Origin of the sequence: Legionella fallonii LLAP-10 (genome assembly GCF_000953135.1) — a bacterium.
GTDB lineage: Bacteria > Pseudomonadota > Gammaproteobacteria > Legionellales > Legionellaceae > Legionella > Legionella fallonii.
Genome location: NZ_LN614827.1, coordinates 3277668 through 3292856 on the forward strand (window position 1 = coordinate 3277668; position 15189 = coordinate 3292856).

The window sequence follows — 15189 nt, forward strand, 5'->3', positions numbered from 1 at the left end:
TGTCTTTTATTGAAACGGTTCATTCTGATCCATACGCCCGGCACGTATATTATGGATGGCCGTGCTGGGAGCACAAATCTCGGCGACATTTATTGCGGTTTATGGCTTCCTGATGACACCGTTAGGCTGGAGTTGGGCAGGATTCGTATGGGGATATGCGCTTGTTTGGGCACTTTTGACTGACCATGTGAAGCTCGTCACCTATCGGATTTTTGATCCGGTTAAAACAAAACTTAAACCTGGAGCCAAAGTAGAGCCTATATTCACGGCAACTAGCTAGGGCATTTCACTGTAATTAAATTTCATGGTGATACTTAGTTGTCGGAAAATAAATGTACCCAAGCAAAAGTTAGCTCTTTGCTTTGTTATTAAGGAAAAGGAGATAAAAATGTTAAACACAAATGTATTAAATATTAAACCTGATACTGTTTGTTTTATAATTGATAAAGCAAAGGAATTTCAGGCAAAAGAAGGTGTTACTTTCCCGGAAGAGGCACCAAACTCAGAGTATGAATATGATATGTTACAAATTTTAGCAGATCACTCTGACGATCTGACTTATACTAACGTAAAACAAATAATAGAAGACCTGAATATTGATGAGAAAGTTGATCTCCTTTCTTTGATGTTTATAGGCCGAGGTGATTTTGTTGAAGAAGATTGGAGTAGTGCGCATAAGGAGGCAAGGAATAATTTACCCCCTGATTTAACAGCCTATTTATTTTCCAAACCTACAATTGCTTATTATTTGGAGAAAGGACTGGAGTCTTTAGGATATTCATGTAATGAGTAAATAGTCATTACGTCGATTTATAGGAACAGGGAGTCATTATAATGTATAAGAATATTATGCTAGCAATTGATGGAAGCAAAGTATCTGATTCTTTGGTTGAAGAGGTCATTAAATTAACAAAAGACCAGGACGTTAATTTACGTATCATCCACGTGCTTGATGAAAGTTTTGTCCATTATGGTGGGCCATCTTTTGATTATCTCTCACTAATTGCCCATTGGCGAGAAGAGGGACAGAACATTTTAGATAATGCTTCAAGAATAATAACATCCCAATCATCCATTAAAGTTGAAACATCTCTCCTTGAACTAAAACCATTACAGGGAAGAGTTGCGGAGGTAATCGCCGAAGAAGCAAAGAAGTGGCCTGCTGATTTATTGGTTATAGGTACTCATGGCCGACGTGGTTTTAGTCGCCTTTTTTTAGGTAGCGTAGCTGAGAATATCATTCGAATTGCAACCACCCCTTTGCTTCTTGTTCGTGGTTCCGATGCATGAAGTGCTGGTAGGTGTATTTAGCCGAATGCATACACTTTATTGCACCTTATTAGTGATACAAAATTAGTGATACAAAAAATTTCTAATGCGGTGTTTATCCTGCTTTTTGGTGCCACACCGTTCCTGGGTTACGCTAGCGCTGCACCCAGGCTACATCTTCTCTAGTTATGATGCGCCTAGATCTTAAATCTCTGGGAGTTGTTTCTAGAGTCTGTTTACGTTGCGACTATCCCGGTCAAAACAGATGACGTTTTCTGTGACGAAAATTCCCCCCGTTTTAGGGAAAGAGCCTAATTTTCATTATTAAGATAGATTCTTATTAGTCTTGGTAAATAAGGTCTTCTTTGAAAAATTCGTCTTTATTATTAATTTGCTATCGTAAACGGTAATACCATCTATATGGAAGGTAGCATAGTCACCTTTTGGGTCAAAATTAGGGTACATCTTGTTAAAATAAACATACCAGCGAATACCATGCGTAACCATGATTTTCTGTGCTTGAACCCAACTCTCTTGACGCTCTATATCGCCTAATATTTGCATTCGTTTACCAATAATGCTTTTGCCTATATGTGAGTTTACCGAATTCTCCATTCTTGCTGCATAAGCAGGTATACCTGCTAATGACATTGTTTCGATTGCTGGAGTATTTAGGGAATTTTTTGATGCCTCTATATTAAATGCTAACACATCCCCTTTTTCAGAATTTGATTTAATAAACTGAACAACTTCAGGAACACCATATGTTATTTTGCGATCAAAGAAATCCTTTGCCCACGGCAATGTATCATACATAGGCTCGGCTGGATTGCGTATAGACATCCATCCCAAAGTTATAACCAGGGTGAATAGTAATACACCATATTCTACTCTAGAAGAAGATTGAGAAATATTAGGCTTTTTGGAGGTTACTATTTCCTTTCCCAAATATGTAGAAAAAATCATAAGAATAGGATAAAGGAGAATAAAGCACCTATGTTTGTATTCAGATAGATCCCCATTTGCTGCTATAGGTGCGAACAAAACAAGACCTATATAATTTATAATGAGTAACCACGGTAATAGAGCAATTAAACTACTTTTTTGCCTCTCTTTGCTTAGATAAACTATTAGAGAAAGTACAGGAAAGATAATCAATAGCCCGCCTAAAACAGCAATCAAAACCACGAGTATCTGTATTGTTAATTTTAAAAAGAAAGGAGTAATACTTGCCAAAATTTTAGCCGTGTAAGGACTTTCTATAATAGATAAAAACTCCATTGGTTTAGAGTAATGGAGCCATAAATCATGAGCCCAACTGTTCAATGAAAGTAGTATTGTGATGGCTATCGCCAACATTAGAGAACTAAACAAAATCTTTCGTCTCTGATTAGGAAATTGTTGAAGAACCAATAAATAGAAAAATGCAGGCGCACTAGCTAAAAAAAAATGAGCTCTAATAAAAATCAGTGAGAATAGTAGTCCAATGCTTAAAAAAAGTGTTGATCGAGTCCCATTATTAAGATAGCGATTTAATAAAGCAAAAGTGACTGCAGTAACCCCAATGGCATAACCAGAGCCAGGCGCGGTAAATAAAAGCCAATAGAAATCAAAAAATCCAACTTTCGTATAGGCTGCAGGTTCTGGTAAGCAAACGATTAGTGCTATAGAAATAATCGCAACAAATCGCCCTCCTAATTCAAAAGCTAAAGCATAAAGGCCTAAGAGAGCTACGAGTAGTCCCAGTGGCAAAAGTACTGCTGTAGCTGTAGCAATGCCAGACAAGCCTGTAATCGGCATTGTCGCCCCGGCTAAAACAAACGCAGCATAATGGTAAAATGGTTTTGGTGTATCAACTAAATTAGGATCCCCGCGCCCAACAGATAAATGATTTGAAAATGAATTAATAGTGATGCCATGGATATAATTATCAGACCATGCATGAAACTCATGTCCACTCATCATAGCGATAACGCTACCTGCAGTAATGTAGGAAGCGATTGCAATAATTATCATCAAAATAAAAAGAATCAGTAAATCATGCAGTCGATACGAAAAAGGCTGAGCTATTCTTTTTCGGAAGAAAAGGATAAAAAAACAGGAGTATGTAATAATAAAACTGATGAAAGAAGTTATAGGAAGCATTAAAACAAGGAACATCATGGGAATAGATAGAACAGCTATACCAACTACTAATGTCATCGCTGTGTCACTGCTAGAAGCCCCACCTCCCCAAAGACTCATCAAGGTTTCCCCTGCATGAGAAATACATCCCATGAAAAGAATCAAAAACAAAAAAGAAAAAACACTTGGTTTTGCACCACCTATGATGCACATGAGCTCCAGGAAAGAACCTAACATTACCCAAAAAGCTAACTTTCTCACTCGCTGATTATCAAATGTTACTATAGTTTTTAGCTCCATATTTAAAACTCTCCATAAAAAAATATGGCATAGAAAAAAGTCTCTCCTAGGATCACAAATATCTTTGTGACTCGCGATATTTCACGCAAATTACTTATCTTAACGAAGTGGTTATGAAGCACACAAACTACTAATAAATTCAGTTTTATGAGCCGCGCGCTCTAACGAGTTAAGATGAATGATTTAGAAACTGATGATTGTGTTTTTTCATCAAAATTATATCAATCTTCAGAGGCAGTTACTAGTAAATTAGTCATTTGCAAACCATAAAGAATCAGAGTATAAATGCGTTAAGAGCCGTGAACACAAAACGAAGTTAAAAAGTAAACTATTCGTCTTATGGTCTTGCCGTAAAGAGGCTCTTTAATGTTAATCCTGATTAAATATACTACTATTTTTGCGACTATTGTATTTACAGTATATGGACAATTAATTTTGAAATGGCGCATTGCAAATTATGGTCCACTATTAGAGACCACTGTAGAAAAAATAAAATTTTTATCCTTCCTTTTTTTTGCCCCCTTTATTTTATCTAGCTTCATAGCTGCAATTTTGGCCTCCCTTGCATGGACGATTACCATGACAAAACTTGATTTAGGTCAGGCCTATTCATTTATGAGTTTAAATTTTGTTCTTGTGATGATTCTAAGTGCCTGGTTATTATACGAACCCATCACTTTACCAAAAGTAGAGAGAGTTGCATTAATTATGGCAGGAACCTTCGTAATCGCACGAGGATAAATTGTAAAAAACTGTTGTCATCATTGAATAGACATGGAAAAAAAATGGAAAATTCACGAATACCCTTTAATTGGCCTTATATGACAGGAAAAGAGCTTGACTATATTATTGAAGCTCACGCTAATGGTTGTCTGTCTGGTGACGGTCCATTTACTAAGCGCTGCCATCAATGGCTAGAAAATAAAACAAATTGCCGCAAAGCTCTGTTAACCCACTCATGCACGGCAGCTCTAGAGATGGCAGCTCTATTACTTGAAATAAAGCCTGGCGATGAAATCATCATGCCATCATTTACCTTTGTTTCCACTGCAAATGCATTTGTATTACGAGGTGGCACCCCAGTCTTTGTCGATATTCGGGAAGACACACTGAATTTGGATGAGCAACTGATTGAGTCAGCAATAACACCACGTACTCGCGCGATTGTTCCTGTTCATTATGCTGGAGTATCATGTGAAATGGACAGTATCTTGTCTGTAGCACAACAATACGGATTAAACGTGGTGGAGGATGCAGCTCAAGGTATGATGGCAAGCTATAAAGGTCGTCAGTTAGGGAGCATAGGACATTTGGGGGCTTATAGTTTTCATGAAACTAAAAATGTCATCTCAGGTGAAGGAGGTGCTTTATTAGTTAATGATCCTGAATTTTCCTTGAGGGCAGAAATTATTCGTGAAAAAGGGACAGATCGTAGCCGATTCTTCCGTGGAGAAGTCGATAAATACACTTGGCATGAAGTAGGCTCATCGTATTTACCCAGTGAATTAATAGCCGCATTTCTTTGGGCGCAGTTGAAAGAAGCTGAGGCCATAACACACGCTCGTCTTGCCCTTTGGCAACATTATCATGAACTGTTAGAGCCATTTGAATCCAGAGGTATCCTAAGACGCCCTATTGTCCCCAAGGAATGCCAGCACAATGCCCATATGTATTACATCCTCTTAGACCCAAAGATTAATAGACAAAGAGTTCTTGATGGATTAAATGGTCACGGTATCAATTCAGTATTTCATTACGTGCCGTTACACACCTCCCCTGGTGGAAAACGATATGGTAAAACCATTGATGAATTAAATGTGACCGATCGTCAAGCAGAATGTATTATTAGGTTGCCCTTATGGATTGGTCTTACTAAACACCAGCAAGAACACTTTATTGATGTTTTTGAAAAAGTCATTAATTAAACGGTGCCCTGTAGAGATAACCGTTCAAGCAATGGTGTCAACTTAATTTTTTGTAACATGTCCCAGATTAGCGGGGCGTCATCCGGGCCATGCATGCTTAATTTGACGCCATTGCTTGAACGGTCATGATTATTTTTTATTTAAGAGGCGAACTCAGGGGTTTGCTTCTCTATAACTTTTTTTGGAAAAACAAAATACCGAAACATAAGAAACAAAGCACTTGCAACCACAAAAATAGCTAATGCCTGAACCGTCTGATGTAGATACTTAAGTTTATCTACAAAAATTAGCAACATCATAAAATTGATACCGTAACCAATAAAATGTGCCACTCCATATCGTACTATGGCCAATCCATGTTTCCCTTGGTATGCGAATGAATACTTAAAGTGACTAAAATAACCTATTAATACTCCTACAGGATAAAGAAGAGTAATAGCCATTTTAGGCTCAAGCCAAAAAAAAGTGACAAACAAATAAATAAGATAGCCAATTAAGTTGTTAATTACCCCGACAACACCATATCGAATGAACTGGTATAGACCCGAAGAGCTTTGCATTAATGTCTTCATTCTTAATCCGCACATTGTAGAAGAAGTTGCTGTCGATCGACTTTTCCATTTGGATTTTTAGGTAGCTCTTTTCTCACGATAATGCGACTGGGTATCATATATGTTGGGAGTAACCCGGTTAAATTACCTAAAAGGACCTGCTCATCAATATCCTCAGCACTTGCTACAAAACCAATAAGTTTCCCATAGGCAACATTTGTCCGATGATAAACGACTGCTGCTTGGTTTATTTGCATAAAACTCACGAGAGCGTGTTCAATTTCTTCTAACTCAATACGATATCCCATATGCTTTACTTGATTGTCTTTTCGTCCGATGAAATGAAGCATTCCTTCTGTTTCTTGAACGAGATCTCCAGTACGGTACATACGCTTCATGAACCGTCGTGGATCAGTAAGGGTAATAAACGTTTTGGCACTGCGTTCCAATTCGTTAAAATAACCAGCCGCGACATTAGGACCTAAAAGACAGAGTTCGCCTTCACATGCTTCTTTATCATGTTCATCAAGAATAAGATAATCAAAGTTTGGATTGAGTTTTCCTAAAGAAGGAAGTCCATTCAAGTGTTTGAAATCATCCTCACTTAATTTATAAGCACTACTAATACACGTACATTCGGTGGGACCATAAACATTAACTAATGTTGCTTGTTTGTTAAATAAATCATAAAGTTTTTTAAGTTCTGCTTTGGGGTAACCTTCACCACCAAAAATAATATGACGTAATTTTGATAGTGTGCTGATTTCCATTGCTTTCATAGCCACTAAGTAAATTAATAAGGAAGGTACTGAAAACCAAATGGTACACTCCATCTTTCCTACATGAGCGACGAGCTCATAGGGTTTTGTCAATAACTCACGAGGGATAGGACTTAATGATGCACCAGAAAATAATCCCACGTAAAAATCAAAGACAGAGTTGTCAAAATATAAGGGGCTTAAATTGGCAAAATTATCATGATTTTTTATTTGAAAATACTGATGTCCCCAAGATATAAAATGCAATACATTTTGATGTGTTACAGCAACCCCTTTAGGAATTCCAGTAGACCCTGAAGTGAACATAACATAGGCAATAGTAGAACCATCAATTTTTCGCATTAACTCCTTTTGTTTTTCCCTATCCCTCGGAGTAACCTCTGGAAGCTCATCAGAAATCAGTTCAATTGCTTGAATCTTACCTGCATGAGCTAATTCATACATCCGCTGACTGAAAGAAGGCTCATCATAAAATAAAAATTCAGTCTGACTTACTTCAATAATAGGTAAATTTCGAGCCAATGGCGCAGTGACGTCAATGTTCACATAGGCCACACCAAGTCGAATTGATGCAAGCATCAGTGCATAGGTCAAAAATTTCTTATTACTTCCAATTGCAATAACATCGCCAGGTTGAACTCCTTTGGAAAGTAAAAAAACACCTAACCGTTGGGCCCACTCACTTAAATCCTTATAGTTAATGTATTGTTCTGGATAACAAAGGGCAGGTTGAATTGCATTCTCTAATGCAACATCATCAAATAACAAACCTAAATTATGGTAATATTTATTCATATTTTATCTTCAAAATTATAGGGCTCTTAGTAACACTGTATACTTTTATCCTCTTATTTATTGATGGTAAAAAATGGATAAGGAGTATTTAATGCATTAAATCCTACTGACTTACAGAGCATCATAGAACCCAAATTATTTGTGAAACAATCCCACAAAGGAGTTAATCCCAACTCAAAACAGTGAGTAATAAAATAAAGTACCACTTTATTTGCAAGTCCTAAACTCCTGTAATTGGGTAAGGTAAATACATCTATTTCTGAGCAATTATTGGCTTGGGCTGCTGCATAGCATATTGAGGCAACTTCTCCTTCATAAAGAATCACAACAGCATTGGACTTCTGAATGAAGTCAGTGCCATTTCTCCAAAATCGAGAAACCAAACCAAATTGACTCTCAATGATACTAATATTGGTTTGATTTACTTCTGAGAAACTTATTTTTTTATCTGCTTGGTCCAAAATTTTTGACTTATCAATAGGATATTCAGAGCCAAGTACAAAACGTTGTCTATAAGATTTCAATGGTTCATATTGAGCTTTTATTATAAATTCAGGAGTATAAGGAGCATACAGACGAACTTTATCGGCACTAAAATTTTTATCGAAGAGTAAATATTGCTCTAGTTCTTGCTCAAAATGCATATCAACATTACCGAAGATTTGTGCAAATCCAAAAGCATGCTCCACGTAAACTTGGGATGGGGCGTTTAGTTTATTAACATAGACAACACCATCTTGTTCATCGAGTAGTACTGATGCAATCAACGGAAAAAAAAATTTACTTCTTAAATATAATCTATATATTTGTTCATAACTGTTTTTTTCTAATCGTATCATCATTAAATTGTCAGTCCACCGTTAACATCTAACACAACACCACTCATAAAATCATTCGTTATAACAGAAGCTACCGCCTGTGCTACATCCTTTGCTTGACCAAGCTTTCGCAGTGGGGTATTGGATTGAATGTGCTTTATTATTGATTCGTTAAGCGCTTGGCGAGTTGAGTCGGTTTCAATAAAGCCCGGTGCTACTGCATTACAACGTATACCCAGTCGACCAAGTTCTTTAGATAAAGTAACAGTCATTGCATTGACCCCGGCTTTTGCAGCCGAGTAAGCAATTTGCCCTTCATTACCGAAAGCACTAATTGAACTAACATTAACAATGACACCTTTAATTCTTCCCAGAACCATTTGCTCTATAACAGCGGATGTCATAATGAATACTGAATCCAAGTTAGCAGTAATGCATTTCCTAAAGCTCTCGTAATCATGCATGATTTCAGGAGAATTCATGATATTTACCATGGGCTTGCTAAAGATAACCCCAGCATTATTTACTAAAATATCGATACGGCCATGGCGCTTAATAATTTCCTGGATTACTTTTTTTACTTCTATTGGTTGGGTTACATCGAGGGCATACCCTTCCATTCCCTCCGGAAGATCAACCAGTGCTTTAATGTCTCGATCGGCGATTAGAATCTTTGCGCCAGACTCATACAAATTATTGGCAATTGCTAATCCTAATCCTTTTGCCCCTCCAGTAACCAGGGCAATTGCTCCTTCAAGATCCAAGCTCAACCCCTTTGTTAGCTAGTACATCAATGATTTGTCCTACGGAATCCATTTTAATAATATCAGGTATTTCTAAAGCAATATTGAATTCTCGCTCAAGCGACACTACCAAGTCCATCTGTTTTAGCGAATCCCAATTCCCTAAACTATCTTTAGTCAATCCAACTACAATTTCATCGGTTCTTAAACCAAAAACATTCGCTAAAACTGAAACTAAACGCTGATTCATTTTTTAAACTCCAAAAAAATTCACATATTCTTGTGCCGAGTAGCGGAGTTCTTCACCAGAACGTGCTAAATGGACACTTGATGGTTTTGTATTTTTGGTTATTAAAGCTCCGGCACCAATAATACTGTACTCATCGACCACTATTTCGTTAACGATAGTTGCATTAACCCCTATAAATGAATTGCGCTTTACTTTGGCTTGCCCAGAAATAACAGCTCCGGAGGCTATCCAACAGTGTTCCTCTATGCTGGAATGATGAGCCAAGGTTACATTTGCCCAGATCATGCTATTAGCTCCTACTTGAACATGAGGTTCTATGACTGCCGAGGGCAAGATAACGCAACCTTCACCCAGGGGGAAGTGGGTATAAACTTTAGCATCGGGATGAATATAAGACTCTATTTGATAACCTATGGCTTTAAGACGGTTGAACATGGATTCACGACTGCGATTAATGTCATTATATCCCATAGCCATAATTACTGAATGAGCTTGAGGATTATAAATGGAAGAAACATCTGATAATGGGACAGACTGGATACCAGGAACTCCATTTATATCTATAAAATCATCATCGACCGTGAGCCCAACAATTTCATAGCGATTATCTTGGGAGAGATAGCCATGCAATATATTGGCTGTAATTGCATTGCCAGCTAAAATAATTTTTTTCATTGGAGATTCTCCAGAGCGGCTAGTCCAAACCCGGTTTTTCCGTAATCATTGCCATTGTAAAGCATATAAAGTTGGTCTTGGTGCTCAAAAATATAAGGATAACAAATCATTTCACTATCCCAGCCTTCAGGCGATACATCAATACCCGCTAAAGTATCGTTACGATCCCATTTCAAGCCGTCAGAAGAGGAAGCAAAACCTATACGATAAGTTGCAATATCTTTTGTGGCACGATGCGCAAACCACATATAATAAATACCCTCATTATAATAAACGCTAGGACGACCAAAAGCATACTCATATTCATCTGCAAACGGGATACACATTCCTGGATCACAAACCCAGTCAACACCATTATGGGATTGCGCATGATGAATGCCGTAATGATGGTGCCATCCATGCTCTAACTTTTCCCATTTAATTCCGGAGTTATACCATGTATGCCAAACATCATCTGTTATGTGAAAGGCTGTAGCCGCGGCAAAGAGAGGATTGTATTTATCTCGCCCCAAAACGGGTCCCAAAAATTCTTTCTCTAAGGTGAGATTGTGGGTATCTAAAATTGCTCTTCCTGTATCGCAAATCCATAATTCTTCTGGAAGGTTTTGCCAACCTACGTAATATAAATAATATTGATTTTTATTTTTCACAAAACAAACACTGATCACACCATCGCAGTCGAAATAGCCAGGAGCACCAGGAATGAGAGCCAGTTTGGGAGCCCCGACAAGCGACATATGGCCATCTGATACCTTGGCATAGGATAAAAATACATGGGAGCGGCTTTTCGCATCACGGCATGTAAATGCAACAATAAAAATATCATCTTTGTAATGTATCGCACAAGGATGTGACCCATGGGTATAACCTGGCATATTAGGTTGAAAAACTAATCCCTTTTTTTTCCAATTAAATGGTATCGCGTGTTTTAGACGATCCCTCATTTTACCTCCTGAATCAATTTACAACTCACAACCAGTTCGAAGCAACCTTTCTAAGTATTCAACTCGGCTAATCTCTAGTTTTTCTGCCATCGCATAAACTTTATCTCTCAATGCTGGATCCACTCCTTCAAGTTGTCCCATGTAGCGTGTACGAATACTACCCCCTCTCTTGCCTATGTGAGGAACATCAATATTGATGGGGAGGACAGTATCGGACACAATAAACTCGATGACATAAAAGCAGTGACTGAGTTCCCAGGATAATTTAACTGACCTAGCATTCTGAGGAAGAAAGGATAAAGGGGTTTCATAAGCATAAAGGGGATTATTTTTAATAAGCATTTTCCCAAGTTCAGTTTCTTTTAGCCATGGGGCAATCCCTTCATCGCAAATAAGCACTTGTCCGCCTGTCTTAACGACTCGGTCCATTTCAAAAATCCCTTTCTGAATATCAGAGAACAAATTAAGGCCGCCAAAATGATAGGCTGCATCAAAAAAATTATCTTCAAAAGGGAGATTTGTTGCATCACTCGCGGAAAAAAATACATCCACACCGAATTCATTTAGATTGGATTCGTATTTTTGAATGCCTGCTATAAGCATTTGTTTGGATATATCTTGAGCATAAATAGTCCCCTTTCCTTGTAATTTTTTTGCGAGAAAAGGTAGATCATTACCTGAGCCTACTCCAGTAACAAGAATTGTCTGGTTAGGTGATAAATTTAAACGAGAAACCAAATTATTTCTTAAAGTGGATTCATCTGTGCCAAATGTTTGAAAAACCCATTGAAAAGAATTGTCATGAATAGTCACAGCCTTTTCTTGGGCATAATCATTTGCATTATCCGCATCACAAGCAAAAACAGGAGCATGTGTGCCTTGAATAAATGGAAAAAAATGCCCATTAGTACAGAGTAATCCATCGTCCTGATTGGATAAAATAATATGGTCACATTGTGACTCTGGACAAGAATAACGGAAATTTTTCATATATTACCTCTTTTGGCATACCACCCAAAATACTCGCTCGGTAATCCCATAATACTCATTATCAGCGGAACCAAAGGAGAAATTTTTAAATAAGGGTGAGAAATATGTTTCGATATCTTTTTTATTTGAAAATGCTTGTAATCGATACCCATTGCGATTGCTATATGGATCCTGTGCAACAATTAGAGTTCCATCATCAAGTTCTTGAGCATTATCAAAAATATAGGAAGACTTATTGGCTACAGAGGCAATTAAATAACCATCTTTTTTCAGCACCCGAGAATATTCATTAAGGTTATCAAGTAGCGTTTGATTTTCATCACAGTAATAACAGCAGTGACATGCTAAAATATAATCGAATTTTGCATTTTCAAAAGGAATGCTGGAATTTCTTCCAACACGCAAATCGGGGCTATGCCCCATTATTGCTAGTCTTTCCTGGGTTTGCTCGACAATACCACTCGTTATTTCAATGCCGCTTACATCTAATCCAATATCACAAAGAAGAACGGTATTTCTTCCATCACCAAAACCGACGTCAAGAATTTTATTACCTGGGACAGGTTTTAAAAAGTTTAGATTCGGATAATTTGCAAGCATCGTTCTCACAACAAACTCTGTTGGATAAACTTTTAAATTAGTCCTGCTCGCATAATGACGTTCATATTTTGTATTAATATCCTCTATCACTTTTTCCATAAATCTTCCTAATAATTACATAAGGACGTTGCTTCGTCTCAGAAAATATCTTTGCCAAGTAAATACCTATTATTCCTATGAATGAGATGATTATGCCACCCAACAGCCAAATGGAAACCATAATCGATGTCCAGCCATTTAAGGGGGTTGCCATAAAAACACGATCGATAATTAGCGTTGATGTATAAACAACAGTTCCTAAAAAAATAAAAATACCACATAGAAAAATCATATGAAGAGGTGCTGCACTAAAAGAAGTTACTGCATTTATCATATGATTGATTTTTTTAAAAAAGCCATAAGTTGTTGTGCTTTTTGTATGTTTTTTTACAATGTGGGCACATTGATTAAACCCAGTAATAACCCATAAACAGGATATAACTGATTCGATTTCTTTATGACTTAGTAAAGCGGTCACATATCGTCGTGACATTAATCGAGCTGTTGTTATATTCTTTGGATGTTCAATACTTATTAGCCAATTAAGGAGTACATAATAAATTGAGCCGCTCCATCGTTCAAACCAATTTCCTTTACGATTTTCTTGCACGCCATAAACTACATCAGATTGTTCAGCTGACATTTGTTCAGAAAAAGGTATTAACCACTCAGGCTCTTCCTCTAAATCACTATCGATTAGAAAAACATAATCTCCCGTGGAGCATTCAAGTCCAGCCCTCATCGCCTTATGGTGACCAAAATTTCGTGAAAGATCGACTACGACTATATGGTTATCGTGTTCTGAGAGTTGCACAGCCCGTTCTAGGCTTTTATCAGGTGATCCATCATTCACAAAAATAATTTCATAATCATGATTTGCGAATTGCTGAGCAACATGCGACGCTCTTTGATAAAACTCATCAATAAATGGATCCGATTTATAAAGTGTAGCAACAATGGATAATTTCATGTTAAATGTTTCATGTAGGTATGAGCGCTTTTACCACAGTTAAATAGCAAATCAAGAAGAGTAACTTGGTGAGTAAATTTGCCCCACAACTGAGGATATTCAGTGTATTCAGAATAGTTAAACCAAGTAAGTTTAATGTTTTTTTCTATGAAAACATGCTCTTCGATGTAATCTTTAGCTGCTGGTCCCGAGATATACTCAGTGGCCCCCGCCTGAAGACACAGATTAACTAATCGCTCCGTTTTTCCTTCAGTGAGGATATAATCCCATGAGTTTTTAATAACCGTTTTAATATTTAAATAATGACACAAAGCCTCAATAAATTTGCGGTTTAAAATGGAAAGATGGGTATATGAATTATTTAAGTAAAGAGGTTCTAGCCAGGTAGCAATTTCATCAAAATAAGGGGCGCGCTGATAGTTTTGCATTAATGATTTCCAGTGATTTAGCTTCCAATTTTCACTATCAATCTCAGTTTCCCTGATGGTTTGAAAATATTTACCCTTAACTTTCACTGGAACAGTTAACCACTGAGCTCCTTGTGGTGTTTTAATCTGATTGCGATTACGCCAATCACGTCGAGTAAATTGCATATCGTCGAAAAGAATGAATTCATCGACAGCAGCAATCATGTCAAAATAACCTTTCCAGGGGATATAATTAGATTGCAGAATAGCAATTTTTTTTGGCAACTCACACATCCCTATTAAGTTGAAAATAATATGCTCAATGATATCAATTTAAATATAGGAAGTGAAGAAAAGATTTAATAACGGGTTACCTAGCTCCCTACCCCATCAGAAGTATGCTACGAACTTCTTTTTTATCAAATAGCATCACTACCTACATTTATGTATGCAGGAGAAAAATAACGAAAAATGATTTTGAAAAAATCAAAGATGATTTGATTAAAAGTTTTGAATTACAATTAGATTCAAAACAACGCTATTGCCCAATTGATGTTAATAACAGTCTATTTGAGGAGAATGAGCAAAATATCCTAAACAATCTTTTTAACTACAAACCGTTAGAAAAAACCATCAAAAAATATGGATTATTTAATCAACCAGGTTTTAAGGATATAACGATCATATGTGAGCCAGAAAACGAAAATAGTAATTTAAAAAATAGTAATCGGTAACCTATGTGCTCGGATAGCCGAATCCAGTCTCTCAGAATCGGCTTTCACACCACCGTAGCTAAGATTCTGTTACGTCTCCGTCGCAAAAGTATTTTTAGGCCACGAACAGATTTATTCTGTTCGTGTTTATACCGCCAGTCGATAGTGACGTGGTCAGATCCATTAGACCATATATGGATCCTGCCACGCACTTCCATTTGTTGTCCGCTAAGCTAACTTAATAAATCCTGAAAAATTATTGCCCATTCTTTCCGACAGTATTCTGTATTATCGACA

General features: G+C 37.1%; 18 protein-coding genes. 6 read left to right on the top strand and 12 right to left on the bottom strand.

Annotated elements, in window-relative coordinates:
* Positions 1-61 precede the first annotated feature (61 nt).
* The 3 genes from LFA_RS13715 (at position 62) to LFA_RS13725 (ending at position 1290) form a co-directional block, all read left to right on the top strand.
* Positions 62-280, top strand: a complete 219-nt coding sequence (locus LFA_RS13715) for a hypothetical protein (protein WP_045096680.1) — start codon at positions 62-64, stop codon at positions 278-280.
* Between the two features lie 108 nt (positions 281-388).
* A complete protein-coding gene (locus tag LFA_RS13720) occupies positions 389-793 on the top strand; it encodes a DUF3775 domain-containing protein (RefSeq protein WP_045096681.1) in 405 nt (134 codons plus the stop codon).
* A 41-nt stretch (positions 794-834) separates the two neighbouring features.
* The gene (locus LFA_RS13725) at positions 835-1290 is read left to right on the top strand and encodes a universal stress protein (RefSeq protein WP_045096682.1); all 456 of its coding nucleotides are present in this window, start codon (positions 835-837) and stop codon (positions 1288-1290) included.
* A gap of 303 nt (positions 1291-1593) precedes the next feature.
* On the opposite strand, the gene LFA_RS13730 is transcribed toward LFA_RS13725, so the two are convergent.
* Positions 1594-3693 carry a hypothetical protein gene (locus tag LFA_RS13730; RefSeq protein WP_045096683.1) on the bottom strand — a complete coding sequence of 700 codons (2100 nt, stop codon included), beginning with the start codon at positions 3691-3693 and terminating at the stop codon, positions 1594-1596.
* Between the two features lie 366 nt (positions 3694-4059).
* On the opposite strand from LFA_RS13730, the gene LFA_RS13735 reads away from it, so the two are divergent.
* Positions 4060-4434 carry a DMT family transporter gene (locus tag LFA_RS13735; protein WP_084602191.1) on the top strand — a complete coding sequence of 125 codons (375 nt, stop codon included), beginning with the start codon at positions 4060-4062 and terminating at the stop codon, positions 4432-4434.
* A 44-nt stretch (positions 4435-4478) separates the two neighbouring features.
* Positions 4479-5618 (top strand): dTDP-4-amino-4,6-dideoxygalactose transaminase, encoded by a 1140-nt coding sequence (gene rffA, locus LFA_RS13740; protein WP_045096684.1) that lies wholly within the window; start codon positions 4479-4481, stop codon positions 5616-5618.
* 140 nt (positions 5619-5758) lie between these two features.
* Here the strand turns inward: rffA and LFA_RS13745 are convergent, their stop codons facing one another.
* Genes LFA_RS13745 through LFA_RS13795 form a run of 11 tightly spaced genes read right to left on the bottom strand, consistent with a single transcriptional unit; the run spans position 5759 to position 14464 of the window.
* Entirely contained in the window at positions 5759-6190 is a 432-nt protein-coding gene (locus LFA_RS13745) for a GtrA family protein (protein ID WP_197541188.1), read from the bottom strand.
* Between the two features lie 2 nt (positions 6191-6192).
* On the bottom strand, positions 6193-7743 hold the full coding sequence (locus tag LFA_RS13750; RefSeq protein WP_045096685.1) for an amino acid adenylation domain-containing protein: 1551 nt from the start codon (positions 7741-7743) through the stop codon (positions 6193-6195).
* Positions 7744-7796: 53 nt separating this feature from the next.
* The gene (locus LFA_RS13755) at positions 7797-8585 is read right to left on the bottom strand and encodes a GNAT family N-acetyltransferase (RefSeq protein WP_045096686.1); all 789 of its coding nucleotides are present in this window, start codon (positions 8583-8585) and stop codon (positions 7797-7799) included.
* Positions 8585-9325, bottom strand: a complete 741-nt coding sequence (locus tag LFA_RS13760) for an SDR family NAD(P)-dependent oxidoreductase (protein ID WP_045096687.1) — start codon at positions 9323-9325, stop codon at positions 8585-8587. The genes LFA_RS13755 and LFA_RS13760 overlap by 1 nt, the downstream gene beginning before the upstream one ends.
* Positions 9315-9554, bottom strand: a complete 240-nt coding sequence (locus LFA_RS13765; protein WP_045096688.1) for an acyl carrier protein — start codon at positions 9552-9554, stop codon at positions 9315-9317. Before LFA_RS13765 ends, LFA_RS13760 begins: the two co-directional genes overlap by 11 nt.
* Before the next feature lie 3 nt (positions 9555-9557).
* Complete coding sequence (locus LFA_RS13770; protein ID WP_045096689.1) at positions 9558-10229, bottom strand: acetyltransferase; 672 nt, start codon at positions 10227-10229, stop codon at positions 9558-9560.
* On the bottom strand, positions 10226-11173 hold the full coding sequence (locus LFA_RS13775) for a glycoside hydrolase family protein (protein ID WP_052673974.1): 948 nt from the start codon (positions 11171-11173) through the stop codon (positions 10226-10228). Before LFA_RS13775 ends, LFA_RS13770 begins: the two co-directional genes overlap by 4 nt.
* An 18-nt stretch (positions 11174-11191) precedes the next feature.
* Entirely contained in the window at positions 11192-12163 is a 972-nt protein-coding gene (locus LFA_RS13780) for a class I SAM-dependent methyltransferase (RefSeq protein WP_052673975.1), read from the bottom strand.
* Positions 12164-12166: 3 nt separating this feature from the next.
* On the bottom strand, positions 12167-12862 hold the full coding sequence (locus LFA_RS13785) for a class I SAM-dependent methyltransferase (RefSeq protein WP_045096690.1): 696 nt from the start codon (positions 12860-12862) through the stop codon (positions 12167-12169).
* Positions 12837-13772: a glycosyltransferase family 2 protein gene (locus LFA_RS13790; RefSeq protein ID WP_045096691.1), complete on the bottom strand. Its 936-nt coding sequence runs from the start codon at positions 13770-13772 to the stop codon at positions 12837-12839. The genes LFA_RS13785 and LFA_RS13790 overlap by 26 nt, the downstream gene beginning before the upstream one ends.
* On the bottom strand, positions 13769-14464 hold the full coding sequence (locus tag LFA_RS13795) for a WbqC family protein (RefSeq protein WP_197541189.1): 696 nt from the start codon (positions 14462-14464) through the stop codon (positions 13769-13771). The genes LFA_RS13790 and LFA_RS13795 overlap by 4 nt, the downstream gene beginning before the upstream one ends.
* 113 nt (positions 14465-14577) lie before the next feature.
* Between LFA_RS13795 and LFA_RS13800 the strand changes: the two genes are divergently transcribed.
* Positions 14578-14913: a hypothetical protein gene (locus tag LFA_RS13800; protein ID WP_045096693.1), complete on the top strand. Its 336-nt coding sequence runs from the start codon at positions 14578-14580 to the stop codon at positions 14911-14913.
* Positions 14914-15189: the final 276 nt, after the last annotated feature.

Bases quoted from the DNA above. Each gene is read 5' to 3' on its own strand.
- LFA_RS13720 (WP_045096681.1), top strand. From the start codon at position 389: ATGTTAAACACAAATGTATTAAATATTAAACCTGATACTGTTTGTTTT.
- LFA_RS13725 (WP_045096682.1), top strand. From the start codon at position 835: ATGTATAAGAATATTATGCTAGCAATTGATGGAAGCAAAGTATCTGAT.
- LFA_RS13730 (WP_045096683.1), bottom strand. From the start codon at position 3,693: ATGGAGCTAAAAACTATAGTAACATTTGATAATCAGCGAGTGAGAAAG.
- LFA_RS13735 (WP_084602191.1), top strand. From the start codon at position 4,060: ATGTTAATCCTGATTAAATATACTACTATTTTTGCGACTATTGTATTT.
- rffA (WP_045096684.1), top strand. From the start codon at position 4,479: ATGGAAAATTCACGAATACCCTTTAATTGGCCTTATATGACAGGAAAA.
- LFA_RS13745 (WP_197541188.1), bottom strand. From the start codon at position 6,190: ATGAAGACATTAATGCAAAGCTCTTCGGGTCTATACCAGTTCATTCGA.
- LFA_RS13750 (WP_045096685.1), bottom strand. From the start codon at position 7,743: ATGAATAAATATTACCATAATTTAGGTTTGTTATTTGATGATGTTGCA.
- LFA_RS13755 (WP_045096686.1), bottom strand. From the start codon at position 8,585: ATGATGATACGATTAGAAAAAAACAGTTATGAACAAATATATAGATTA.
- LFA_RS13765 (WP_045096688.1), bottom strand. From the start codon at position 9,554: ATGAATCAGCGTTTAGTTTCAGTTTTAGCGAATGTTTTTGGTTTAAGA.
- LFA_RS13770 (WP_045096689.1), bottom strand. From the start codon at position 10,229: ATGAAAAAAATTATTTTAGCTGGCAATGCAATTACAGCCAATATATTG.
- LFA_RS13775 (WP_052673974.1), bottom strand. From the start codon at position 11,173: ATGAGGGATCGTCTAAAACACGCGATACCATTTAATTGGAAAAAAAAG.
- LFA_RS13780 (WP_052673975.1), bottom strand. From the start codon at position 12,163: ATGAAAAATTTCCGTTATTCTTGTCCAGAGTCACAATGTGACCATATT.
- LFA_RS13785 (WP_045096690.1), bottom strand. From the start codon at position 12,862: ATGGAAAAAGTGATAGAGGATATTAATACAAAATATGAACGTCATTAT.
- LFA_RS13790 (WP_045096691.1), bottom strand. From the start codon at position 13,772: ATGAAATTATCCATTGTTGCTACACTTTATAAATCGGATCCATTTATT.
- LFA_RS13800 (WP_045096693.1), top strand. From the start codon at position 14,578: ATGCTACGAACTTCTTTTTTATCAAATAGCATCACTACCTACATTTAT.